We start from the raw sequence: 23,557 nt of genomic DNA, 5'->3' as shown, positions 1-23,557 counted from the left end.
AGATTGAATTCGATGTGGGTGGCTGATGCATGCAGCCTGGCGTGGACGCTTATGCCGCGGCCATGGCCTCGGTCGAGAAACGCCCGCCCTGTGCTTCGCCCATCTCCTGCTTTTCGGCAGTAACGGCACGCATGGCGTTTTCTGAATGTCCGGCGCGGGTCTCGCGCATCAGCGCCGACACGTCGACGATCAACGCCACGCTGCCGTCGCCCAGGATCGTCGCGCCAGAGATGCCCGGTACCTTGCGGTAGTTGGTCTCCAGGTTCTTGACCACCACCTGCTGCTGGCCGACCAGCTCGTCGATCTGCAGGGCGATCTTCTTGCCCTCCGAATCGAGGATGACGACGATGCCTTCCGACGGATCGGGAATCGACGGCGTGATGCGGAAGCGCTCGTACAGCGGCACCAGCGTCAGGTATTCGTTGCGCACCTTCAGCAGCCGCCCGCCGCCTGGCACAGCCTTGATGTCTTCGGGGCGCGGCTGCAGCGATTCGGCCACGCACGACAGCGGGAGGATGAACACCTCGTCGCCGGTCTTGACCGACATGCCGTCCAGGATCGCCAGCGTGAGCGGCAGCACGATGCGGATCGTCGTACCCTTGCCCTTCTGCGACTGGATCTCGACATAGCCGCCCATCGACTGGATGTTCTGCTTGACGACGTCCATGCCCACACCGCGGCCGGACACGTCCGTCACCTGGTCGGCGGTGGAGAAGCCCGGCGCGAAGATGAGCTGGTTGATCTCGTCGTCGGTCATGTTGTCCGACACGGGCAGGCCCCGCTCGCGCGCCTTCTTGAGGATCTTGTCGCGGTTCAGGCCCTGGCCGTCGTCGCTCACCTCGATGACGATGTTGCCGCCCTGGTGCGCCGCGGACAGCAGCAGCTGGCCGGTCGCATCCTTGCCAGCCGCGACGCGGGCTTCCGGCGATTCGATGCCGTGGTCCAGGCTGTTGCGCACCAGGTGCGTAAGCGGATCGATGATGCGTTCGATCAGGCCCTTGTCCAGTTCGGTCGACTTGCCGAACGTCGACAGCTCGACCTGCTTGCCGAGCTTGTGCGCCAGGTCGCGCACCAGGCGCGGGAAGCGGTTGAACACGTAGTCCATCGGCATCATGCGGATGGACATGGCGGCTTCCTGCAGGTCGCGTGCGTTGCGTGTGAGCTGCGACAGGCCGGCAAACAGGCGCTCGTTCAACACCGGGTCGAACGACGACGCAGTCTGCGCGAGCATGGCTTGCGTAATCACGAGCTCGCCAACCAGGTTGATGAGCTGGTCAACCTTCTCCACCCCCACGCGGATCGACGTTTCCGCCGCCACGGCCGGCTTTTCGGCTGCGACGGGGCGCGTCGGCACCGGTGCGGCAGCAGCCGGCGCGGGCACCGCCTCGTTGGCGGCCGGCGCATGCACGGCGGTCTGGGCTGCGGCCGGCGTCGGCGCGGCAACGGCGGCTTCGGCCACCGGTGCAACGGCAGCCGGCGCGGCGTCACCAGCGTGCGGCGTGATGACGATCTGATCGGCGTCGATGATGAAGCAGCTCACCGCGATGATGTCGTCGGGCGTGCACGTGCTCTGCAGCACGATGTCGCTGTTGCGGCCGCTGCGCACGTGGCGCAGCACGGTGCCCAGGTGCTTGAGTTCGGTGACGATGAGCTCGCAGTCTTCATTCGAGACGTCGATGAGCTTGATGTCCAGCCCGCCGTCGATGGCGCCCACGGGCGCAGCCACCGGTGCCTCGGCCGCCACCGGCCCGGGTTCGGGGGCCGCCACCGGGGCCGGCGCGGCGGCCACAGGAGCGGGCGCAGCCGGCGCGGCGGCGTCGTCGGCAGTCAGGCTGTTGAGCTTGGCCACCATGTATTCGAGCGTGGCCGTATCGATGGGGTGCTCTTGCCGGTAGGCATCAAGTTGGCTTTTCAACACGTCTTTCGTTTCCAGGAAGGCATCGACCATGTTCTCGCGCAGTTGCAGGGTGCCGGTGCGTGCGCGGTCCAGAATTGACTCCAGCACATGCGTGAGTTCGGTCATGTGCGTGAAACCGAAGGTGGCCGCACCGCCCTTGATGGAATGCGCGCAGCGGAAGATGGCGTTCAGATCATCAGAAGAAGGATTCGCGAGATCGAGATCGAGCAGTAGCCGCTCCATGTCGACGAGCAGCTCTTCCGCTTCTTCGAAGAAGGCGCCGAAAAACTGGCTGAGATCGAGGTTCATGTTGGTCGTCTCGGTCGATTAATGGGCCGACGCAGACCGGTGGGTCTGCGCATGCCATTCGAACAGTTGCATGACAGAATCGGTGAGGCCCTCGGGGTCGAACGGCTTGGGCAGGAAGCCGGTCGCGCCGGCCGCCCGGGCCTGTTCGCGGATCGTGCCGTCGGCCTCTGTGGTGAGCATCAGGATGGGCGTGTCGGCGTAGGCCGGCAGCGCGCGCAGTGCACGGATGAGCGTCAGGCCGTCCATCGAGGGCATGACCTGGTCGGTGATCACGAGGTGATGCGCGCTGCCGGCGTGCTCGCGCACAACGTCGAGCGCCGCGCTGCCGTCGGCGGCCTCCGTCACGGCAAAGCCGCATTCGCGCAGGCACGCGGCAATCATGCGGCGGATCGACGTGGAGTCGTCCACCACCAGGATATGTTTCTCGCTCATTGCGTCTTTCTCCCCTCGGCGCTTGCTGGCTTGGCCGGCGACATCGCATCGGCCACACCCGTGGCGCGTGCGGCGGCGTCGGTCAGCGTGTCCTTGCCGTCGTTGCGAAGGTCGGCCACCGGCTCGACCCCACCCGAGCGCACGGCCTCGGCCGCACGGCTGTTCAACACGACGATGCTGATGCGGCGGTTGATCGGGTTGTAGATATTGGTCTTGTCCAGGGGCACCGATGCCTCCAGGCCCACCACGCGGCTGACCTTCTCGGGCTTCATGCCGCCCGCGATCAGTTCCCGGCGCGAAGCGTTGGCGCGGTCGGCAGAGAGCTCCCAGTTGCTGTAGCCGTGCTGCGTGGCGTATTGCGTGGCATCGGTGTGGCCCGACAGGCTGATCGGGTTGGGCACGTCGTTCAGCGCCGAGCCCAGCTCCCGCAGGATCGTGCGCATGTACGGCTGCACCTCGGCGCTGGCGTTGGCGAACATCGGCCGGTTCTGCTGGTCGACGATCTGGATGCGCAGCCCCTCGCTGGTCATGTCGATCAGCAGCTGGTGCTTGAACTGACTCATCACCGGGTTGGTCTCGACCATCTCGGCGATCTTCTGCTTGAGCTTGTTGAGCACCGCATCATCGGATTCGTCGCGGATGTTGCGCTGGCGCTGCACCGTGGGGCTGGGGCTCGGGTTGGGCTGCGGCATGTTCTGCTTGATGGCCGGACTGCCGTTCAGGATGCTGGACTGGTCGCCCGAACCGGCACCGCCGAACAGCGCCACCTTCAGCGGCGTGCGGAAGTACGTTTCCACCGAGGACAACTCGGCCTTGGTCACGGAGCTCAGCAGCCACATCAGGAGGAAGAACGCCATCATTGCGGTCACGAAATCGGCGTAGGCGATCTTCCACGCGCCACCGTGGTGCGCGTGTCCGCCTTTTTTGTTGCGCCGAATGACAATGAAGGTCGGCGTGCTGGACTTGCTCATGGTCCGTTCCCGTCGGTGTGTACTGCGTCGTTATCCGGCGCGGCTCATCGGCTGCGCTTCGTGGTCATGGGTTCCCGCTACGCCGTCTTGGCACCGCGCACGTGGTCTTCCAGCTCCGCAAACGAGGGGCGCTCGGTCGAGAACAGCACCTTGCGGCCGAATTCCACGGCGATCGCCGGGGCGTAGCCGTTCATGCTGGCAAGCAGCGTCACCTTGATGCACTGGAACAACTTGGTCGATTCTTCGGCGCGCTGCTCGAGCAGCGAACCGAGCGGCCCGATGAAGCCGTACGCCAGCAGGATCCCGAGGAACGTACCGACCAGCGCGGAGGCGATCAGCTTGCCGAGTTCCGCCGGCGGCAGGCCGACCGAACCCATGGTGTGCACCACACCCATCACGGCGGCCACGATGCCGAAGGCCGGCATGGCGTCGCCCACCTTGGTGATGATGCGGGCCGGTTGTTCGGCCTCGTGGTGGTGGGTGTCGATTTCCTGATCCATCAGTGCTTCGATCTGGAACGGATTCAGGTTGCCGCCCACCATCAGGCGCAGGTAATCGCAGATGAAATCGAGCGCGTGGTGATCGGCCTGGATGGCCGGGTAGTTCGCGAACAGCGCGCTTTCGTGCGGGGCTTCGATGTCGGCCTCAATGGACATCATCCCTTCGCGGCGGATCTTGGACAGCACCACGTACAGCAGCGCCATCACTTCCATATAGAGCGCTTTGGTGTATTTCGAGCCCTTGAACAGGCCCGGAAGGGCCTTGAGCGTGGCGCTGATGGCTTTCTTGTCGTTGCCGACGACGAACGCACCGCAGCCGGCGCCGAAAATGATCAGCAGCTCCGTCGGCTGGAACAGGGGGCCCAGATGGCCTCCGGCCAGCATGTAGCCGCCAAACACCGAGGCGAGAATCACGATGTAACCGATGGCGACTAGCACGGGGTGAACTCCTGAATGGGATCCTGCGATCAATACAAGGGGAATAACGGCATGGCACGGGTTAACTGAAGGCTCGCGCAGGCTTTTGCAGCCCCCGCAGGTCCGGAACACCGCGCCGCGCACCCCTTACCCACCATGAACGGCAGCAAAACGGGCGGCTTGAGCATCACCCTCCCAAAGGCGGCCGCGCGCCCATGAGAAAAGGGGCGGAAATCGCTTTCCGTCCCCTCTTCTTCGGGTAACCGTGGCGCGCAGGCGGCACCGGGTGCGCCCAACGCGTTCGTCGGGCGCCGTCAACCGGTGGGGCCGTGCCGATACGGAAGGAGGCACATGCACGACGGGACGCACAAAAAAAAACCGGTCTGCAGTTGCCTGCGACCGGCGTACCCCCTTCCCCTTTTTTGACTGTCTGAGCCCCTGTGCTGCTCGTGCGCGGGTTGTGTTCGATATGTGTCGTACTGCGTGCCGGACTGGCCGGCGCTTCCCGTTTCCCGTCTTTCCCGTCCGGCGTTCCCGGCCGTCCGTGTTTCCGTCCCTACCGCGTCAGGCTTCGATCGTCTTCTCTGCGACCGCATCGGCCTGGCCAGCCACGCGCTTCTTCTTCCCGGCGCGCGACGGCGGCTGGCACACACCGCACACGAAATCATGGTGCAGGTCGTCTGCGTGGGCCACGAAATGGCCGGTGCAGCGCTTGCACTTCACGGTGTGCAGCATCTTCCCCTCGAAGAACTTCAGCATCATCCACGCACGGGTGATCGACAGCACCTCTTCCTGCTCATGGACGTAGATGTGTTCCTGGTACAGCTTGTAGGCCGAGATCAGGCGGCGCACCCCGGTGCTGCGGCTGTTCTCGCCCAGAAAGCGATAGATGTTCAGGAAAATCGACGAATGGATGTTCGGCGACCACGTCAGGAACCAGTCCGCCGAGAACGGCAGCATGCCCTTGGGCGGCGATTCCCCCCGGATTTCCTTGTACAGCTTGACCAGGCGCTCACGGCTGAGCGTGGTCTCCTGTTCCAGCAGTTGCAGACGCGCACCGAGCGAAATCAATTCCGCTGCTAGGTGGATCTGCTCGACTTCATTCATGACGCTGGTGTGTCGCATGGCACTGCTCCCGCTACGCTTGCTACTCATCCAAAGTGCAATCCCTGAACCCGGCGGAAAACCCGCCGCAAACAGTTCAGTTGATCTGCTCAACCGCCTGACGCGCCAGCAGGATCGACATTTGCGATTGCTGCAGGCCCTTGTCACGGTGCGGCTGGGTCACCAGACCCAGGATGGCGTGATCGTCGAAGCGGAAGCGGCACAGCAGCACGTTGGTGCTGGCCAGCTTGACGATCTGCGCGGGCGACATCGTCAGCAGGATGTCAGCCAGTTCTTCGGAGATGCCGAGGCGAAAAAGCGCGGCATCGCGATCCTTGGCCAGCATCTGCTGGGCAAGCATCAGGTAGGTGAGATTCAGCTCGCTGATCTCGGAAACAATGTCTTGCGTATCCATGTTGTCCCGTCGTGTGCAGTAAAAGTACAGCGTGCATCCGACCCCGCACGGTGCTGTCCGGTAGCACAGACTTCGTCTGCACCTACCCTCGCCGGACATGCCCCGATCCCCACAGACCGGATGCTTCTGGCGGTCGGCGCCGTTGCCGGCACTTTCCGCCCCTTCTTACTCACGTCAATCAAGACATGGTGAAGTTGTTTTGTGTTGAACACATTGTGGGTTTCAGTTGAGGGTAAGTAAAGAAGGGTAGCCCCCTACATCAGGGGGGTAAGTTCTCCGACAAACTTGTAGGCCATTTTCCTACAAATGTGTTAACAAACATTGCACGAGAAGCGTTTGTGGGCCGACGGACCCGGGATAGACAATGTGCTAAAGCGGACGTTTGACACGTATTTACCCCAATCTTTGTCTCAAAAAAGCAATATTGTTGCGCTTGTGAACCCTCATTCGACAAAGAAGACGTGGCAGTTTTGCGACTGTGAGCATGGGATGCCCGGTTAACGGTTTGTAGGACACTTCTTACTGCTTCCTACACGCCATGTAGGACAGTTCCGACCGGCAACAGGCAGCTTTGTAGGATCGCTCCTACAGTACGAACCTAACTTTGTAGGACAGCTCCTACCCTTCTGTATTACCTATAGATACATGTCTCTCATATTGAGACAGAACCGGCCGGTGCACTTTGTCAGGTGCGGAATCGACGGTATGGGGAAGGCGCTGCGTGATCTGCGCCGCGCACCCATGGGCCGGGCGTGCCCCCTCGGCGCGCGGAAGATGACCGTCAGGCGAGTTCGAGCCCGCGCCAGCCGGCCTGGAGGACGGTGCCGGTTGCCGACTCCGTGATGACGATGCCCTGACCATCGGGGGTCAGCGCGACGTTGGTGGTGGAGCGCCCGCGGCACGATGCGATGCGGGCCAGCGGCTCGCCGTGGGGCGACAGCGCGAACACCGCGCCCAGCGAGGCATGCGCGACGAGCAGATTGCCGACCGGGTCCATCGCCATGCCGTCCGGGCCACTGGTGCCATGGAACTGCGCGAAGCGGCCGACCTTGCTGGTGCTGCCGTCGGCAAGCAGCGGCAGGCGCCAGACGGCGTTGTCGCGGGTCATGGCGACAAACAGGGCGGATTCGTCCGGTGTCAGTGCCAAGCCATTCGGGCTGGGCCCGTTCGAGAGCAGGCAGTCGAGGCGTCCATCGGCGCGCAGGCGGTACACGCGGCCGGTCGGGACGGGCCGGCGCAGGGCGGCCGGCATTTCGGCAAGGACGGTGGTCTCGACCGGGGGCCAGTTGCAATACGTCATGACGCAGTCGCCGCGTCGGTCTGCGGCAGATGCCGCGTGGACGCGCCGGTATAGCGGTAGGGCAACTGGCGCGGCATCGGGCCCTTGTTGCGCTCGTCGCGGCCCGACTGCTCCCACGCATGCGCCAGGATGCCCACCGCGCGCGACAGGCAGAACACCCCGCGCGCCAACGGTGCGGCAAACCCGAGCTCGGCATAGATGACGGCAGTCGCCCCATCGATGTTCATCGGGATCGGCCGGCCCTTGCGCGCAGCCAGCAGCGCCGCGATGGCCCGGCCGATGGCGGCATAACGACCGCCGACCACGTTGTCTTGCGCGGCCTCGTCCACCAGTGCGAGCAGACGCACCGCTCGCGGGTCCACCGGATGGAAGCGATGCCCGAAGCCCGGCAGGTACTTGCCGTGCGCGGCGATGAACGCATCGACGCCCGCCGCCGTGCCCACCTCCAGCGAGGCGCCGTCGAACATGCGCGCCTCGATATCGTGGAACAGCTCGACCGCCTGCTGCCCCGCTCCGCCGTGCACGTCGTCCAGCGCGTTCAACGCAGACGCCATCGCGCCGTTGAGCGGCAGGCCGCAGCTTGTCGCCATCTTCGCGATCGCAATGGATGGCGCATGCGGGCCGTGATCGACCGACGCCACCAGCGCCGCTTCCAGCAAGGCCGCCTGCCCCTTGGCCGGCAGCTCGCCGCGCAGCATCAGCCAGATCATTTCGGCAAAGCCGATCTGGCCGATCAGCTCCTGGATCGGGTAGCCGCGTACGTGGATGCGGCCGGGTTCGATGTCGATGATGTCGGTGCGCCAGTAATCGGCGGCGAGGCCGGCGGCGTCCTGTGTCGGTGCGGTCGTCATGATTAGATGGCGCCTTCGGCGCGCAAGGCTTCGATTTGGTCGTGGCGGTAACCGAGCCTGGCAAGCCAGTCGTCGGTATGGGCGGAGAGCGATGGCGCCGGTGTCTGCGGGCACGGATCTTCGCCCGAGAGGCGGAAGCCCGCGCGCGTCACGTGCTGCCCGGCCTCCGGGAACGAGGTGACGAAGCCGCGGCCCGTCACCTGTTCGTGCGCCAGCACGCCAGGCACGTCGAGCACCAGCCCGGCCGGCACGCCGGCTTCGATCAGCAGCGGCTCCCATTCGGCGGCCGGGCGCGCGGCCAATGCCGTTTCCAGCGCGTCGTTGAGTTGCTGGCGATGTTCCTTGCGTGCATGGCGCTCGGCAAAGCGCGGGTCGGTGGCCAGTTCCGGATGCCCCACCACGCGGCACAGCGCGGCAAACTGCTTGTCTTCGTTGGCGGCGATGTTGATCAGCCCATCGCCCGTGGTGAATGTGCCCGACGGCGCGGCGGTGAAATTCTGGTTGCCCATCGGCTGCGGCGTCACACCGGCGTTCAGGTAGTTGGAGACGACCCAGCCCATGGTGGCGAGCGTCGATTCCAGCATCGACACGTCCACCATGCAGCCCTGCCCCGTACGCTGCGCGCCGAGCAGGCATGCGGTGACGGCCAGCGCCGCCGTGATGCCGCCCACCGTGTCGCTGATCGGGTAACCGACGCGCAGCGGCGCCGATGCGTCGTCGCCGGTGACGCTCATCACGCCGGACATGCCCTGGATGATCTGGTCGTATGCGGGTCTGCCGCTGAGCGGGCCGTCCTTGCCGAAGCCCGAGATGGCGCAGTAGACGAGACGCGGGTTGACCTCGCGCAGCACGTCGTAGCCGAGTTCCAGGCGGTCCATCACGCCGGGGCGGTAGTTCTCGATCAGCGCGTCGGCCTGCGCCACCAGCTTGAGCAGGATCGCGCGCCCCTCGGGGTGCTTCAGGTTGACGGTGACGGACTGCTTGCCCGCATTGACGGCGACAAACGAGGCGCCCATCTTGCGGCGCGCCTGCTCAGGATCGGCGCCCAGACGGCGGGCGAGATCGCCATTGCCCGGCACCTCGATCTTGATGACTTCAGCGCCGAGCAAACCCAGCTGATAGCCGCAGAACGGCCCGGCCAGCACGTTCGACAAGTCGAGCACGCGCAAACCCGCGAGAGGCAAAGCCATGAAAACAACTCCTGCTACACAGTCGGCTCCGCCCCTCGCCCCGCTCAGGAGGTGGGGCGTCTTGGCGGAGCCTAGGTTTTAGAGATCAGTTGGGCAGCGAGACGCAGCGGCGCGGGGTCGCCACCCAGCGTGGACGTGATTTGCGCGGCGTGCTCCAGCACCGTCACGCGCCACGATTGCAGCAGCGCCCCGTCGATGCGCGACGCCGGACCGGCAAGGCACAGCGCACCCCGCAGCGCCTGCTGCACGCCAAACACCGGCACCGACAGGCCCACCGTTTCCCGATCGCGCTCGCCGATCGACACGTAGTAGTGATCGCGCCGGATCGCGTCGTACGTGGCGCCTTGCATGCCGGAGAACGCACACAGCACGCGCCCGCCGGAGCCGCGCTCCAGCGGCAGCACGTCACCCTCGCGCACGTGATCGCGGATGGCGTGGCTCGAATCGACGCGATGCAGGCAGACACGCACATCGCGCTCGCGGATGTAGAACGACACCGCCTCGCCGGTGGCCTCGGCCAGCGCGCGCATGTGCGGCAGCACCACGTCGCCCAGGCGCATGCTGCGCTGGTAGAGCGCGCCGAGCATCAACGGCGCGGCACCGATCTGGTACCGGCCGTCTTCCAGGCGAAACAGCATGCGGTGCTGGATGAGCGAGCCGGCAAGCCGCAGGATCGTGCTCTTGTACAGCCCGGTGCGCGCGGCCAGCTCGGCCAGCGTCAGCGCGTAATCGCCGGGGCGGAACGCAAACAGGATCGAGAACGCGCGGTCCAGCGCAGCCACCCCCGACTGCCCCGGCGTGGCGGCATCGCCCTCGTTGGCGGCGGGCGTGATCTCGTTCTGGGTGGTTTGGCGCTCTGCGGTCATGGCGGGTTGGGCGAGACGGTTCACTTGACCGTCTTCAGGGCTTGGTCGACGAAGCGGTTAGTGTACGTTTTCGCCAGGTCGATCCTGGCGTTGCGGATCTTTTCGTCGTAGCTGGAAAGCACCGTCAGCGCCACCTTGGCATCGGCATCGGTCATCAGGCCGTCCTTGGAGAAGATCGGCTTGGAGTGGCGCAGCGCATCGACAAACACGTCGCGCCCGCCCACCTGCTGCTCCTTGGGCATCTTGTCGGCGATGGCCTCGGGCGTGCTGGCGTCGATCCATTTGAGCGTGCGGATGAAGGCGTTCACCAGACGCTGCACGGTCTCCGGATTCTTCGTCATGAAGTCGCGCGTCACGTACAGCGTGGCGGTCGGGTAGCGGCCGCCGAACACGGCGTTGGAGCCGGCATCGGTGCGCGTATCGACGAGGAACTTGGCGGCGCGGCGCTTCTCCAGCAGGCTCGCCACGGGGTCGAAGTTGACGAGCGCGTCGATCTCCTTGCGATCCAGCGCCACCATGCCCGGCGCGCCGGAACCCACGGCGATGTACGACACGTCGTTCACCTGCAGCCCGCTCTTGATGGCGTAATAGCGGGCAAACAGATCGGTGGACGAGCCCGGTGCGGTGATGCCGATCTTCTTGCCCTTCAGATCCTTGCCGCTCTTGATATCCAGGTCGGGCCGCACGGCCAGCACGATGCCGGGCGTAACGTTGAGCAGCGCGACCGACACAATGTCCTTGCCCTGCGCCTGAATGTGGATGGTGTGGTCATAGAAGCCCACCACCGCATCGGTCGATCCGGCAATCAGCGCCTGCAGTGCCTTGCTGCCGCCGGCCTGGAAGTTCTCCACCTTCACGTTGAGCCCTTCCTTCTGGAAGTTGCCCAGCGACTGCGTAAGCGGCACCGGCATGTAGTTCAGGATCATCGAGCCGACTGACAGGCTCACGTCCTTCTTCTCCGGCTCGGCGGCGTTGGCTGCCGTGCAGACGGCCGCACACAACAGGGCCGAAATCCATCGCTTCATGGTTGTCTCCCTCATTGTGCTTGGGGCTCAGGCGCCCGTTTCGGGGTCGACCTTCGGGCGCCACACCAGCAACTTGCCTTCGAGCGCATCGACGCTGCGGTCCAGCGCAATCACGAAGGCCGACAGCACGACGATTCCCGAGAACACGCCGGTGGCATCGAACACGCCTTCGGCCTGCGCAATCAGGTGGCCCAGGCCAGCGGACGAGCCGAGGTACTCCGCCACGATCGCGCCCATCACGGCCATGCCGACGGAAGCGCGCAGGCTCGAGAGAATCCAGCTGGTGGCCGACGGCACATAGACGTGGCGCAGCAGGCTGATGCGGCTGGCCTTGAGCAGCCGCGCGTTGGCCAGGATGACGGGGTTCACCTCGCGCACGCCCTGGTACGTATTGAAGAACGTGATGAACAACACCATCGTCGCGCCCAGCGCCACCTTGGAGGTCAGCCCCAGACCGAACCACATCACGAAGATGGGCGCGAGCAGGATGCGCGGGATCGCATTGAAGACCTTGATGAACGGGTCCAGCACCTCGGCCGCGAGCTTGGACAAGCCGAGCCACAACCCCAGGCTGATACCGAGCAGCGTGCCGATGCCGAACGAGAGAATCGTCTCGGCCAGGGTGATGGCCAGATGCGTGTAGATGTCGCCGGCGGTGAACCACTCCCAGATGCGCGCGACGATCGACGACGGCATCGAGAAATAGAACGGATCGACCACGCCCGCGCGGCCGAGGCCCTCCCACGAGCCGAACATCAACACCACCACGGCCAGCTGGAACAGGCGGATCCTGGTCTTGTGCGCGAGACCGGCGCGCTGCGTGCCCACGGTAGGCATCGTGTTAGTGCTGGACGGCATGGCTCTTCTCCACTTCGGTGCCGAGGATCGACCAGATCTCGCGATACAGGCGGATGAACGCGTCGGACATGTTGATTTCAGACACGTTGCGCGGACGCGGCAGCGTGATTTCGACATCGCCAACCGGCCGGCTGGCGGGCCCGGCGGACATGACGACCACGCGGTCGGCCAGGGCAATGGCCTCCTCCAGGTCGTGCGTGATGAACAGCAGCGATTTGCGGTCTTCCTGCCAGAGGCGCAGCAGCTCGCTCTGCATGAGGTGGCGCGTGTGCACATCGAGCGCCGAGAACGGCTCGTCCATCAGCACGATCTTGGGCGAGAGGATCAGCGTCTGCGCCATGCTGATGCGCTTCTTCTGCCCGCCCGAGAGCTGATGCGGATAGCGCGCCTCGAAGCCGGCCAGGCCGACCTTCTTCATCCACGGACGGGCGCGCTCGCGGGCCTCGTCCACCGGCATGCCCTGGAACACCAGGCCGAGCGCGACGTTGTCGAGCGCCGTCTTCCAGGGCAGCAGCGAGTCCTGCTGCATCATGAACCCAGCGCTGCCGTTCAGGCCTGTCAGCGGCTCGCCAAACACGTTCACCGTGCCGCCGGCCGGCTTGAGCAGCCCCGTCACGGCGTTGAGCAACGTGCTCTTGCCGCACCCGGTGGGCCCCACCACCGCCACGAATTCCCCCTCGCCGATCGACAGGTCTACGCCCTGCACCGCCGTAAAACTGCCAAACCGCACTGACACCTGATTGAGCTGCACCGCCGGCAAACCGGGAGGCAGCCGGCCATTCGCGGCCGGATGGGAAGAAAGCATGGGCGTCTCCTTGAATGCGTTGCCTCTTTGTCGTTCTGTTGTACAGAATCCTGTTCTATTTTACGCAGCATCTTGAGCCGGGATAACAGACGTAAACCCGTAGAAGCCGGGGCAGCATGGCGAACGTCGCCAAGTATCCAACGAGTCTTCTCGCTTTTTGTTTCTTTAGTCGGAATTTAATTCTATCTGCCAGAACGCAGCAGCAGCAAAGAAAGTCGCCGCGACCGCTAAAGTTTTCGCTCGGCCATCCGATCAAGGGCGTACTGATCAGCGAGATGGCAATGCAACTCACTTCCTCGTCCGTTTCTGGCACTGTGGCCACCGGCGCTTCGGGCGGCGGGAGCGGCTCGGCCAATGAAATCGAACGGCTGCAACGGCAGCTCAAGAACCTGCAGAAGTCGATGGCAGACCTGGCCGGGCAGGGATTGCCGGCCGAGCAGAAGAAGCAGCAGATGCAGATGCTGAGCCAGCAGATTCAGATCGTGCAGGCGCAGATCGCCCGCCTTCAGGCCCAGAAAGGGCTGGAGCAGGCCGAGACGCGGTTGGAAACGCGCAAGTCCGCGGACACCGGCAGTGCCGAGGTGGCCACCAAGGCGCGCACGACAGACAAGGTCACCGGCACATCGAGCGTGACCGACGCCCGCTTGCAGGCCCGCCGCGTGGAACAGGCCCAGCCCGCGCATCCGGCCAGCGCCGAAGCGCTCACCCCGGCCGAGCCGCCGCTGGTTTCCCTGCGCGCCTGACGCTGGAACGGCCCTCGCGCGCCGCGCAGAGCCCGCAGCGCGCTATGGACTAAGCACGCAGCGCACTGAGCGACATGCGCTGCCGCCCCTGCGCATCGAAATTCTCGGGCGAGAGCCACCGCTCGAAGGCCGTCCGCAGCTGCGGCCAATCGGCATCGATGATGGAAAACCACGCCGTATCGCGGCTGCGCCCCTTGTAGACGACCGCCTGGCGGAAGATCCCCTCAAACTGGAAGCCGAGCCGCAGTGCAGCCTGACGCGACGGCGCATTCAGGCTGTCGCACTTCCATTCGTAACGGCGATAGCCCAGGTCTTCAAAGACGTGCTTCATGAGCAGGAACTGCGCTTCCGTCGACGCGGGGGTGCGTTGCAGCAACGGCGAAAACGTCACGGCACCGACCTCCACCACGCCGTGCTCGGGCGTGATGCGCATCAATGCCAGCGTGCCGACGGCGCGATCCGTCTGCGCGTCGATCACGGCGTACTGCAGTGGATCCCGCTTGGCCGCAATGCGCTCCACATAGGCACGGTGGGATGCGGCGTCGGCAAACGGCCCTTCCATCAGGTACGTCCAGTGGCGGTCGTCGGGCGCCTGGCGGGCGGCTTCGAACAGCGCATCGGCATGGCGCACGGCGTCGAGCGGCTCCAGGCGGCAGTACCGCCCAGGCAGCGGCGTGTGCGGCGGCAGCGGACGCGCGGTCCAGTCGGGCATCGGCGTGCCGATGGGCTGTTGGTAGGCGTTCAGGGTGGTCATGCGCGCAGCGAGGGGGTGGACAGGATCCGCATTACCGTACCGAATCTCGTGGCTCCATGAAAAGAGCCATGGCGAACGCCATCTGAGGAGCCACGCCGCAACAGAGCGCCAACATCGCATCGCCGGAAACGCCCTCGGACCCAGCCAATTGTTGCGTCGCAGCAACGGCCAGGACACAGCGCGGCAGGGCCCCGACATGCGCAGGCCGCACCACGCCAGCGCTGAAATTTGTTGTTACCTTTGGAACAGTCTGTTCACCCGTCGCGATATTGTTCTTCCGCATTGCAACACCTACACTGCGTAACAGTTGTTCAGACATCGATTGCCTGAACAAGCAATGCAAGTGCTGTAAGGAGAACGATGATGAAATGGTTGGATATCGGCGCCGTCATGGCCGCCTGGATCGCAAGCTGCGTCGCAGCAGGCTGGCTCATCAGCGCCGCCGCTTTCCTGGCCTGATCCGGGCCCTCGAAGCAACACGGCCGGGCGGGATATCGCTGCCCGCCCGGCCCTGAACCCCAGTCGATCGATGCGTCAGGCGCGCTTGGCGCCTGCCCACTGAACGAATCGGTCGACGAATCCCTGCAGGAACTGGCGCGTCCGCGCATCCACCACCCCGCCCTGCGCGTCGAAGGGTTCTCCGGCAAAGTGGAAGAACACCTCCGGCAGGGGCAAGACCTGCACCCCCAACGCCGACAACACGTTGCGCAACTGTGCTTGCGACAGGGCCGTCCCGATGGCGCCCGGCGACGCCCCCGCAACGCCGGCCAGCTTGCCGCCCCACACACTCTGGCCATACGGCCGCGAACCCCAGTCGATCGCGTTCTTGAGCACGCCCGGGATGCCGCGGTTGTATTCCGGCGTGACGAACAGGATGGCGTCCACACCCGCCACGGCCGCCTTGAAGCGCTGCACGGGCTCGGGCAGGTTGCTGTCCAGATCCTGGTTGTAGAGCGGCAGCTCACCGATCTCGATGAACTGCGCCTGCGCGCCCGAAGGCAGAAGGCCGACCAGCGCCTGCGCCAGTTGGCGATTGAACGACGCCTTGCGCAGGCTGCCGACGATCACCCCGATAGTCAGATGGCTCATGAACACTCCTCGTTGGCAAAAACGGTTGGGGACGGCCTTGAAACTCAATCGGCCCCAGCGGGCTCGGCGGCGACCTCGCGCTTGATGCGGTCGATCAGGGCAAACATGAGCGGATTGAGCAGGATCGACAGGATCGCCGCCGCAAGCAGCAACCCGCGCGCGCGCACCGGCAGGATCTCCAGGCCGATGCCCAGCCCGATCAGGATGAACGAAAACTCGCCGATCTGCGCGAGGCTCGCCGAGATCGTGAGCGCCGTGCGGTTGCCGTGCCCGAACGCCCGCACCACCGCAAACGCTGCCAGCGACTTGCCCATCACCACGATCAGGACCGTGCCCAGCACCGCCCACGTGTCTTCGACGAGCACGCGGGGGTCGAACAGCATGCCCACCGACACAAAGAACAGCACCGCAAACGCATCGCGCAGCGGCAGCGACTCCTCGGCCGCGCGCTGGCTGAACTCCGATTCGGCCAGGACCATGCCTGCAAAGAACGCGCCCAGAGCGAACGACACGCCAAACAGCACGGTCGCCCCATACGCCACGCCCAGCGCCGTAGCGAGCACGCCCAAGCGGAACAGCTCACGGCTGCCTGTCATGACGATGCGCTCGAGCATCCACGGAATCACGCGGCGGCCGACCACCAGCATCAGCGCCGCGAATGCCACCACCTTGGAGAGCGTGATCGCGAGCACCTTGGCGATGTCCCACGCGCTGACCGACGTGCTGCCCGCGCCGCCAAGCGCGCCGGCCAGCGCCGGCAACAGCACGAGCGTGACCACCATCACGAGGTCTTCCACGATCAGCCAGCCGACGGCGATATGGCCCTCGTGCGAGTGGTCCAGGCCGCGGTCTTCCAGCGCCTTGAGCAGCACCACGGTACTCGCCACCGACAGCGCCAGCCCGAACACCAGCCCCGGCCCCCAGTCCCATCCGAGCAGCCACGCCAGCCCCATGCCCATGAGCGTGGCCAGCGCAATCTGCCCGATGGCGCCCGGAATGGCGATGGCCTTGACGGCCAGCAGCTCCTTCATCGAGAAGTGCAGCCCCACGCCGAACATCAGCAGGATCACGCCCAGCTCCGCCAGCTGCGGGGCAAGGCTCTGGTCGGCCACGAAGCCCGGGGTAAAGGGGCCGGCCACCACGCCCGCCATGAGGTAGCCCACCAGCGGCGGCAGGCGCAGCCGCTGCGCGATGGTGCCGAAGATGAAGGCCAGCACAAGGCCGCCGATGATGGTGGAGATGAGCGGGGTCTCTACGTGCATGCGTTGCTGTGACGTCGGGGCGGATCGAGGATGGGGGAGACAGCGGCGCGGCGGAGCCGGCCAAGATGCGACAGCGCGCACGCCGGTTTGTTCGGCCAGCGTCACACGGAGGACGAATATACGGGATTTCGCTTAGCGGGCCGTACCGCACGCATGGGCAGGCGCAAGAGCGGTGCCAACGCCGCCGGCACCGTCAACGGATGGCAGTTGCCGGCACGCGGCCGGCAATGCACGCCAGATGCGCTCAGGCGTAGTCGCGTGCGTCTTCGATCAGCTTGCCGTCTTGCGGTAGCGAGCCTGCCGCCACGAAGCGCACCTCGCCGCGCAGCCGCGTCACCTCGCGCAGCGAGCAGGCCACGGCTTCACGCAGGCCGGCATCATCGCCAGTGGCGTCGCAGTGCAGCGTCATGACGTCGACGCCCGGCGTGCCCGACACCACAAGCCGTGCGGCGCGGATCTCCGGATGCCGGCGCACCACCTCCGCCACCTGCCCGGGATGCACGAACATGCCCTTGACCTTGGTGGTCTGGTCGGCGCGGCCCAGCCAGCCCTTGAGGCGGATGTTCGTGCGCCCGCATGGGCTGGCCTGCCGCGAAGAGCCAGCCACGATGGCCGACAGGTCGCCGGTGCCGAAGCGGATCAGCGGATAGTCTCCATTGCCGAGCACGGTGACCACCACTTCACCCACCTCCCCCTCCGGCATCGGCTGCGTGCCCCCCGGCTCGACGATCTCCACCAGCACGTTCTCGTCGACGACCCAGCCGTCGCTGCCGTCGGCCTCATAGGCGATGAGGCCCAGGTCGGCCGAACCGTACATCTGGTGCACCACCACGCCTTGCGCAGCGAGCCATTCGCGCAGCGACGGCGGCAGCGCCTCGCCCGAGACGACGGCCTTGGTGAGGCTTGCACAGGGCTGGCCTGCCTCGGCGCTCTTCTCGAGCAGGATGCGCAGGAACGACGGCGTGCCCACGTACGCAGTGGGCTTGAGCATCGACAAGGCCTGCACCTGCATCTCGGTCTGGCCGACGCCGGCCGGAAACACACAGCAGCCCAGCCGGTGCGCGCCGGATTCCATCATCAGCCCCGCCGGCGTGAAGTGATACGAAAACGTGTTGTAGACGAGGTCCCCCGCGCGGAATCCGGCGGCAAACAGCGCCCGCGCCGTGCGCCACCAGTCGGGCCCGTGACCATCGGGCTCATGGATGGGCCCGGGCGACTGAAACACGTGGCGCAGGCCGCCCAGCGGCGTGGCGTTCAGTCCGCCCAGCGGCGGCGACAACTTCTGCATGCCCGCCAGTTCCGATTTGCGCGTGACCGGCAACGCCGCCAGCGCCGCGCGCGACGTCACGGCCTGCGGGTCGACATCGCGCAACCGCTGCGCAAAGTACGGCGCATTCGTCTGCGCATGCGCGATCTGCTTGGACAGCGCGGCAAACAGCGCCTGTTCGCGCAGTTCAGGCGCGCGCGTCTCGAGGGCATCGAAATGTTCCGGCATGGTGGGCAGGCGGTTGGAGGTGTTCGGGAAGACGGGCGGGTTCGGGTCGCTTCAGGCCAGCCAGCGCTTGCGCCGGCGGTAGCTCTTGATGTCGCGGAAGGACTGGCGCGCGCCTGCCTCGTCATCATTGGCGGCCACGCCCAGGTAGAACTCCTTGACGTCTTCGTTGTTGCGCAGCGCTTCGGCCGTGCCGTCCATCACCACGCGGCCGTTCTCGAGGATGTAGCCGTAGTCGGCATGGCGCAGCGCCACCATGGTGTTCTGCTCAGCGAGCAGGAAGCTGACCTTCTCGCGCTGGTTGAGATCGCGCACGATCTCGAAGATCTCTTCGACGATCTGCGGCGCCAGCCCCATCGACGGCTCGTCGAGCAGGATCATCTGCGGCGCCGCCATCATGGCGCGGCCGATGGCGCACATCTGCTGCTCGCCGCCCGAGGTGTAGCCGGCCTGCGACTTGCGCCGCGTCTTCAGACGGGGGAAGTACGCGTAGATGCGTTCGAGCGCGTCTCGGGTCTGGGCGCGCGAGAAGTGACGCGTGTACGCGCCGGTCAGCAGGTTCTCTTCGATCGTCAGATGCGCGAAGCAGTGGCGCCCTTCCATGACCTGGATCACGCCGCGCCGCACGAGGTCATTGGGCGTGAGCTGATCGACGCGGCTGCCGCGGTACTCGATCGATCCCTTGGTCACGTCGCCGCGTTCGGCATGCAGCAGGTTCGAGATGGCTTTGAGCGTGGTCGTCTTGCCGGCGCCATTGGCGCCCAGCAGCGCGACGATGCCCCCCTCGGGCACCGCAAGCGAAACGCCCTTGAGTACCAGGATGACGTGGTCGTAGATGACCTCGATGTTGTTGACAGTCAGCAGGCTCATGGTGCGGTGCAAAGTGGGTCGAAAAGAGGGTGCAGTCAGGCCGCGCCTCGCCCCACGCCGGCGGACGAGGCGGCCGGTGCGGGTTCAGGATTTCACGCACGCCGGCGTGATGCCCTTCTCCTTCGCGTACTGCGCGGCGGTCGCCTTGAACAGCGGATGGACGAGGCCCTTGTTGCCCTCCACCCAGTCAGACACCACGACCCACTTGCTGCCGTCCCACTGCTGGATCTTCACCTTGCCCGAGCCCTCGTGGTTGCTGCAGCTGGTCTGGATTTCCGGCAGCAGACCCGTGGCCCCGAGCTGCTGCAGGCGCGCGCTGCCCAGGTTCAGGTTCTCGAATGCCCAGCGCATCTGCTCGCCGTTCATGACCTTGCCCTTGCCGAACTTCGCCTGCGCCACGCGGATGGCCTCCACCGTCACCACGGCCGCAGACACGCCGCGGTTGTACAGCACGGAGCCCACCTTCGACGCGTTCTGCATGTTGCCCTTGCCGGCGCCGTACACCACCTTGTCGATGTCGGCGATGAGCGGCACGTTCTTGCCGGCCACGTTCCAGGTTGCGCTCAGGTACCCCTTGGCGGCTTCACCGGCCGGGATGGTGTCTTCCTCCGACCCGGCCCACCAGGAGCCGACCATCTTGTCGCGCGGGTACCCGACCTTCTGCGCGGCCTTCAGCGCGGTCTGGTTCATCACGCCCCAGCCCCAGAAGATGACGTAGTCGGGGTTCTCCTGGCGGATCTTCAGCCACTGCGCCCCCTGCTCGTTGCCGGGGTGCGCCACCGGGATCTCCACCAGGTTGAACTTGCCGAGCTTGGCCTCCGCCTCGAGCGCGACGATCGGCTCCTTGCCATAGGCCGAGTCGTGATACAGGTAGACGATCTTCTTGCCCGCCAGCGACCCCTTGTTCTTGTCCGCGAGGTACTTGACGATGGCCGAGGCCTGCATCTGGTACGTCGTCACGAGCGGAAACGCATACGGAAACACCGAGCCATCCACGGCATCGGTGCGCCCGTAGCCCATCATGACCAGCGGCACCTTGTCGGCGGCGGTCTTGTCGACCAGCGCATACGAAATGCCGGTGGACATGACGTGATACGCCGTCCCGTGCGAGGCGCTGCTGCGCGCCTTCAGGCGCTCGTAGCACTCCACGCCTTTGGCGTTGTTGTATTCGGTCTCGCACTCTTCCCACGCGAGCTTGACGCCGTTGACGCCCCCCTCCTTGAGATTGACGTAGGTCAGGTAGTCGACAAACCCGCCGTACCACGACTGCCCGTTGGTGCCATAGGGCCCGACACGATAGCTCGGGATCGCGATGAACTGCTCGGCGGTCTGCGCCTGCACGGGCGCCGCCAGCGACACCAGTGCGGCCGCCATTCCGAGCGCCGCGGCACTGCGTTGCAGTTTGCTAACCAGCATGTTCATGACCTTCTCCTTCACCTTGGCAGGTGGATTTCGTTTTGGTGGTGACTACGTGATCTCAATGCGGGAATGGCCACAGGCGCAGCTTCTCCTTGCCGATCTGCCACAGCCGCGCCAGCCCGTGCGGCTCGACGATCAGGAAGAAGATGATCAGCGCGCCAAACACCATCAGCTGGATGTGCGACACCGTCGCGTTGGTGAACGGCAGATGCAGCAGTGCGGCCAGCGGCGGCAGCACGTTGTCCAGGAAGATCGGCAACAGCAGGATGAACGCCGCCCCGAGGAACGAGCCCAGGATCGACCCCACGCCGCCGATGATGATCATGAACAGCACGCGGAACGACAGGTCGAGCGAGAAGCCGTCGGGCTCGACCGAGCCGAGATAGCAGAACGCATACAGCGCCCCCGCCACGCCGCAGTAGAACGAGCTCACGGCAAAGGCCGCGAGCTTGGTTCGCATGAGCGGAATGCCGATCACCTCGGCCGCCACGTCCATGTCGCGCACCGACATCCACGCGCGGCCGGTGGAGGAGCGCACGAGGTTCTTCGCCACCATGGCCATCACCGCAACGATGCCGAGCACGAACAGATACCGCTTGACCGGTGTATCGATGGGCACGCCAAACAGGTCGAGCCGCTGCGCCGTGATCACGCCCGAGGAGCTGTTGTTCGAGAACCAGGGAAACTTCGTGAGCACCCACACCACGAAGAACTGCGCAGCCAGCGTGGCCACCGCCAGGTAGAAGCCCTTGATGCGCAGCGACGGCAGGCCGAAGGCCACGCCCACGAGCGCCGCGCTCAAGCCTGCCAGTACGAACGTCAGCAGCACCGGCATTCCCTCCACGCGCAGCTGGAAGTTGTATGCGGCATACGCGCCCACCGCCATGAACGCCGCCGTACCGAGCGACAGCTGGCCCGCATATCCCGTAAGGATGTTGAGCCCCAGCGCCGCGAGCGAAAAGATCAGGAACGGGATCAGGATGGCCGAGAACCAATACTCCGAGCCCACCAGCGGAATTCCCACAAAGGCCACCGCCAGCAGCACGGCCACGCCGATGCGGTCCTGCCGGATCGGGAAGACCTGGCTGTCGGCCTCATAGCTGGTCTTGAACTGGCCGGCTTCGCGATAGAACATGCGCGTCTCCTGAAAAGCGCAACGTGGGCGTCAAACGCGGTCGATATGCCGCTCGCCGAACAGCCCTTCCGGGCGGACCAGCAGGAACAGCAGCGCGAACACATACGGGAACCATCCCTCGATGCCGCCGAAATTGCCGCCGAACATCGACTGGAACACCGGCGGGACATAGATCTCGGCGAGTTTTTCGGATGCGCCGATGATCAGCCCGCCGACAATCGCGCCCGGCACGGAAGTAAAGCCTCCCAGGATCAGCACGGGCAGCGCCTTGAGCGCGGTCAGCGTGAGCGCGAACTGCACGCCATTGCGCGAACCCCACAGCATGCCGGCCACCAGCGCCACGAACCCTGCCACGCCCCACACGATCGCCCAGATGTGCTGCAGCGGAATGCCCAGCGACAGCGCGGCCTGGTGGTCATCCGCCACGGCGCGCAGCGCACGCCCCACCCGTGTGTACTGGAAGAACAGCGCGAGCACCCCGACCAGCAAGCCCGCGATCAGCGCCGAGGTCAGGTCGAACTTCGACACGACCATGTTCAGATGCGTGAGGATCGCCTCGATCGGTTCGTCGACGATGCCCAGATCGATGGGGCGAACCTCGTTGCCGAACAGCATCGGCCCGAGACCCTCCAGGAAGAACGACAGGCCGATGGTCGCCATGAACAGCGTAATGGGTGGCTGGTTCACCAGCTTGCGCAGCACCAGGCGTTCGGTTGCCATGCCCACCACGATCATGATGCCGAACGCGCCGATGGCAGCCGCCCAGATCGGCAAGCCCTTGTCCATCAGCCCGACCACGGCCAGCGCCGCAAAGTAGACCATCGCGCCCTGCGCAAAATTGAATACGCCGGAAGCCTTGTAGATGAGCACGAAGCCCAGCGCCACCAGCGAATACATCAGCCCGGACAACAGCCCGCCCACCAGCACTTCAAGGAAGAAACTCATGTCGTGTGCTCCTGCTGCACGCTTCGGTTGTCAGGCGTGGGACTGCCCAAGATAGGCGCGGATGACCTCGGGGTTGGCCTTGACCTCGTCGGGCGTGCCGTCGCCGATCTTCTTGCCGTAGTCGAGCACCACCACGCGGTCGGAGATGTCCATCACCACGCCCATGTCATGCTCGATCAGCACGATGGTGGTCCCGAACTGCCGGTTGACGTCGAGGATGAAGCGGCACATGTCCTGCTTTTCTTCCACGTTCATGCCGGCCATCGGCTCGTCGAGCAGCAACATCGACGGCTCGGCCGCCAGCGCACGGCCCAGCTCCACGCGCTTCTGCAGGCCGTACGGCAGGCGCCCCACCGGCGTCTTGCGGATCGCCTGGATCTCCAGGAAGTCGATCACCTCTTCGACCTTGCGGCGGTGGCGCATCTCTTCGCGGCGCGCGGGGCCGAACCACACGGCATTGGCGAACAGGTTGCTGCGGAACAGCGTGTTGCGCCCCGTCATGATGTTGTCGAGCACCGTCATGCCCTTGAACAGCGCGATGTTCTGGAACGTGCGCGCAATGCCCTGCCGTGCCATGGCGGTCGGGTTCATGCGGCGGCGCTCCTCGCCGCGGAACACGATGCGGCCCTGCTGCGGGTGGTAGACACCGTTGATGACGTTCAGCATGGAGCTCTTGCCCGCGCCGTTCGGCCCGATGATCGCCCGGATCTCGTGCGCGCGAATGTCGAACGAGATATCGGTCAGCGCCTTCACCCCGCCAAACGACAGCGAGATGTGCTGCAGGTCGAGCAGCACGTCGCCTTGCAGCGGGCCGAGACCCGCCTGCGCCCGGCCCCCCGGCAGCCCGATGCCCGCGCCGGTCTGCCTCGCCACGCCTTGCCATGCCATTTGCGTCATGTTGTTCCCCG

General features: G+C 65.4%; 25 protein-coding genes. 1 reads left to right on the top strand and 24 read right to left on the bottom strand.

Annotated features, from left to right (window positions below; translation table 11 throughout):
• Positions 1–49 precede the first annotated feature (49 nt).
• From cheA to TK49_RS20660, 13 genes are all read right to left on the bottom strand, one after another.
• Entirely contained in the window at positions 50–2,206 is a 2,157-nt protein-coding gene (gene cheA, locus TK49_RS20720) for a chemotaxis protein CheA (RefSeq protein WP_045219658.1), read from the bottom strand.
• A gap of 18 nt (positions 2,207–2,224) precedes the next feature.
• Entirely contained in the window at positions 2,225–2,638 is a 414-nt protein-coding gene (locus TK49_RS20715; protein ID WP_045219656.1) for a response regulator, read from the bottom strand.
• A complete protein-coding gene (gene motB / locus TK49_RS20710) occupies positions 2,635–3,609 on the bottom strand; it encodes a flagellar motor protein MotB (RefSeq protein WP_045219654.1) in 975 nt (324 codons plus the stop codon). Before motB ends, TK49_RS20715 begins: the two co-directional genes overlap by 4 nt.
• A gap of 77 nt (positions 3,610–3,686) precedes the next feature.
• Positions 3,687–4,547 carry a flagellar motor stator protein MotA gene (gene motA, locus TK49_RS20705; protein ID WP_045219652.1) on the bottom strand — a complete coding sequence of 287 codons (861 nt, stop codon included), beginning with the start codon at positions 4,545–4,547 and terminating at the stop codon, positions 3,687–3,689.
• A gap of 543 nt (positions 4,548–5,090) precedes the next feature.
• Entirely contained in the window at positions 5,091–5,651 is a 561-nt protein-coding gene (flhC, locus tag TK49_RS20700; protein ID WP_045219651.1) for a flagellar transcriptional regulator FlhC, read from the bottom strand.
• 76 nt (positions 5,652–5,727) lie between these two features.
• Positions 5,728–6,045 carry a flagellar transcriptional regulator FlhD gene (gene flhD / locus TK49_RS20695; RefSeq protein ID WP_045219649.1) on the bottom strand — a complete coding sequence of 106 codons (318 nt, stop codon included), beginning with the start codon at positions 6,043–6,045 and terminating at the stop codon, positions 5,728–5,730.
• Positions 6,046–6,826: 781 nt separating this feature from the next.
• The gene (locus tag TK49_RS20690; protein WP_240480025.1) at positions 6,827–7,345 is read right to left on the bottom strand and encodes an SMP-30/gluconolactonase/LRE family protein; all 519 of its coding nucleotides are present in this window, start codon (positions 7,343–7,345) and stop codon (positions 6,827–6,829) included.
• Entirely contained in the window at positions 7,342–8,196 is an 855-nt protein-coding gene (locus tag TK49_RS20685; protein WP_045219646.1) for a citryl-CoA lyase, read from the bottom strand. The genes TK49_RS20690 and TK49_RS20685 overlap by 4 nt, the downstream gene beginning before the upstream one ends.
• Before the next feature lie 2 nt (positions 8,197–8,198).
• Positions 8,199–9,386 (bottom strand): CaiB/BaiF CoA transferase family protein, encoded by a 1,188-nt coding sequence (locus tag TK49_RS20680; protein WP_045219644.1) that lies wholly within the window; start codon positions 9,384–9,386, stop codon positions 8,199–8,201.
• 71 nt (positions 9,387–9,457) lie between these two features.
• The gene (locus TK49_RS20675) at positions 9,458–10,252 is read right to left on the bottom strand and encodes an IclR family transcriptional regulator (RefSeq protein ID WP_045219642.1); all 795 of its coding nucleotides are present in this window, start codon (positions 10,250–10,252) and stop codon (positions 9,458–9,460) included.
• A gap of 20 nt (positions 10,253–10,272) precedes the next feature.
• On the bottom strand, positions 10,273–11,277 hold the full coding sequence (locus TK49_RS20670; RefSeq protein ID WP_045219640.1) for an ABC transporter substrate-binding protein: 1,005 nt from the start codon (positions 11,275–11,277) through the stop codon (positions 10,273–10,275).
• Between the two features lie 27 nt (positions 11,278–11,304).
• Complete coding sequence (locus tag TK49_RS20665) at positions 11,305–12,135, bottom strand: ABC transporter permease (protein ID WP_082076365.1); 831 nt, start codon at positions 12,133–12,135, stop codon at positions 11,305–11,307.
• Complete coding sequence (locus TK49_RS20660) at positions 12,119–12,940, bottom strand: ABC transporter ATP-binding protein (protein ID WP_045219636.1); 822 nt, start codon at positions 12,938–12,940, stop codon at positions 12,119–12,121. The genes TK49_RS20665 and TK49_RS20660 overlap by 17 nt, the downstream gene beginning before the upstream one ends.
• Positions 12,941–13,056: 116 nt before the next feature.
• Here TK49_RS20660 and TK49_RS20655 point away from each other — a divergent pair, with 116 nt between their 5' ends.
• The gene (locus tag TK49_RS20655) at positions 13,057–13,683 is read left to right on the top strand and encodes a FlxA-like family protein (protein WP_240480021.1); all 627 of its coding nucleotides are present in this window, start codon (positions 13,057–13,059) and stop codon (positions 13,681–13,683) included.
• A gap of 49 nt (positions 13,684–13,732) precedes the next feature.
• Here the strand turns inward: TK49_RS20655 and TK49_RS20650 are convergent, their stop codons facing one another.
• The 11 genes from TK49_RS20650 to TK49_RS20610 form a co-directional block, all read right to left on the bottom strand.
• Entirely contained in the window at positions 13,733–14,437 is a 705-nt protein-coding gene (locus tag TK49_RS20650) for a GNAT family N-acetyltransferase (protein WP_045219634.1), read from the bottom strand.
• Between the two features lie 31 nt (positions 14,438–14,468).
• Positions 14,469–14,756 carry a hypothetical protein gene (locus TK49_RS24645; RefSeq protein WP_157774028.1) on the bottom strand — a complete coding sequence of 96 codons (288 nt, stop codon included), beginning with the start codon at positions 14,754–14,756 and terminating at the stop codon, positions 14,469–14,471.
• Positions 14,749–14,871 carry a hypothetical protein gene (locus tag TK49_RS25110; RefSeq protein WP_257983912.1) on the bottom strand — a complete coding sequence of 41 codons (123 nt, stop codon included), beginning with the start codon at positions 14,869–14,871 and terminating at the stop codon, positions 14,749–14,751. Before TK49_RS25110 ends, TK49_RS24645 begins: the two co-directional genes overlap by 8 nt.
• Before the next feature lie 100 nt (positions 14,872–14,971).
• A complete protein-coding gene (locus tag TK49_RS20645; RefSeq protein WP_045219631.1) occupies positions 14,972–15,526 on the bottom strand; it encodes an NADPH-dependent FMN reductase in 555 nt (184 codons plus the stop codon).
• A gap of 44 nt (positions 15,527–15,570) precedes the next feature.
• On the bottom strand, positions 15,571–16,788 hold the full coding sequence (locus tag TK49_RS20640) for a cation:proton antiporter domain-containing protein (RefSeq protein ID WP_082062920.1): 1,218 nt from the start codon (positions 16,786–16,788) through the stop codon (positions 15,571–15,573).
• 244 nt (positions 16,789–17,032) lie between these two features.
• The gene (locus TK49_RS20635) at positions 17,033–18,283 is read right to left on the bottom strand and encodes a phenylacetate--CoA ligase family protein (RefSeq protein ID WP_045219629.1); all 1,251 of its coding nucleotides are present in this window, start codon (positions 18,281–18,283) and stop codon (positions 17,033–17,035) included.
• A gap of 51 nt (positions 18,284–18,334) precedes the next feature.
• On the bottom strand, positions 18,335–19,150 hold the full coding sequence (locus TK49_RS20630) for an ABC transporter ATP-binding protein (protein ID WP_045219627.1): 816 nt from the start codon (positions 19,148–19,150) through the stop codon (positions 18,335–18,337).
• Positions 19,151–19,234: 84 nt separating this feature from the next.
• Positions 19,235–20,572, bottom strand: coding sequence for an ABC transporter substrate-binding protein (locus TK49_RS20625; protein WP_045219625.1), 1,338 nt, complete (start codon positions 20,570–20,572; stop codon positions 19,235–19,237).
• Between the two features lie 55 nt (positions 20,573–20,627).
• Positions 20,628–21,704, bottom strand: coding sequence for a branched-chain amino acid ABC transporter permease (locus TK49_RS20620; RefSeq protein WP_045219623.1), 1,077 nt, complete (start codon positions 21,702–21,704; stop codon positions 20,628–20,630).
• Between the two features lie 30 nt (positions 21,705–21,734).
• Positions 21,735–22,649: a branched-chain amino acid ABC transporter permease gene (locus TK49_RS20615; protein WP_045219620.1), complete on the bottom strand. Its 915-nt coding sequence runs from the start codon at positions 22,647–22,649 to the stop codon at positions 21,735–21,737.
• 30 nt (positions 22,650–22,679) lie between these two features.
• On the bottom strand, positions 22,680–23,546 hold the full coding sequence (locus tag TK49_RS20610; protein ID WP_045219618.1) for an ABC transporter ATP-binding protein: 867 nt from the start codon (positions 23,544–23,546) through the stop codon (positions 22,680–22,682).
• Positions 23,547–23,557: the final 11 nt, after the last annotated feature.

It is taken from the genome of Ralstonia mannitolilytica (assembly GCF_000954135.1).
Classification (GTDB): Bacteria; Pseudomonadota; Gammaproteobacteria; order Burkholderiales; family Burkholderiaceae; genus Ralstonia; species Ralstonia mannitolilytica.
Note: the sequence above shows the minus strand (reverse complement) of the source record. Positions and strands in the feature narration are given on the sequence as shown.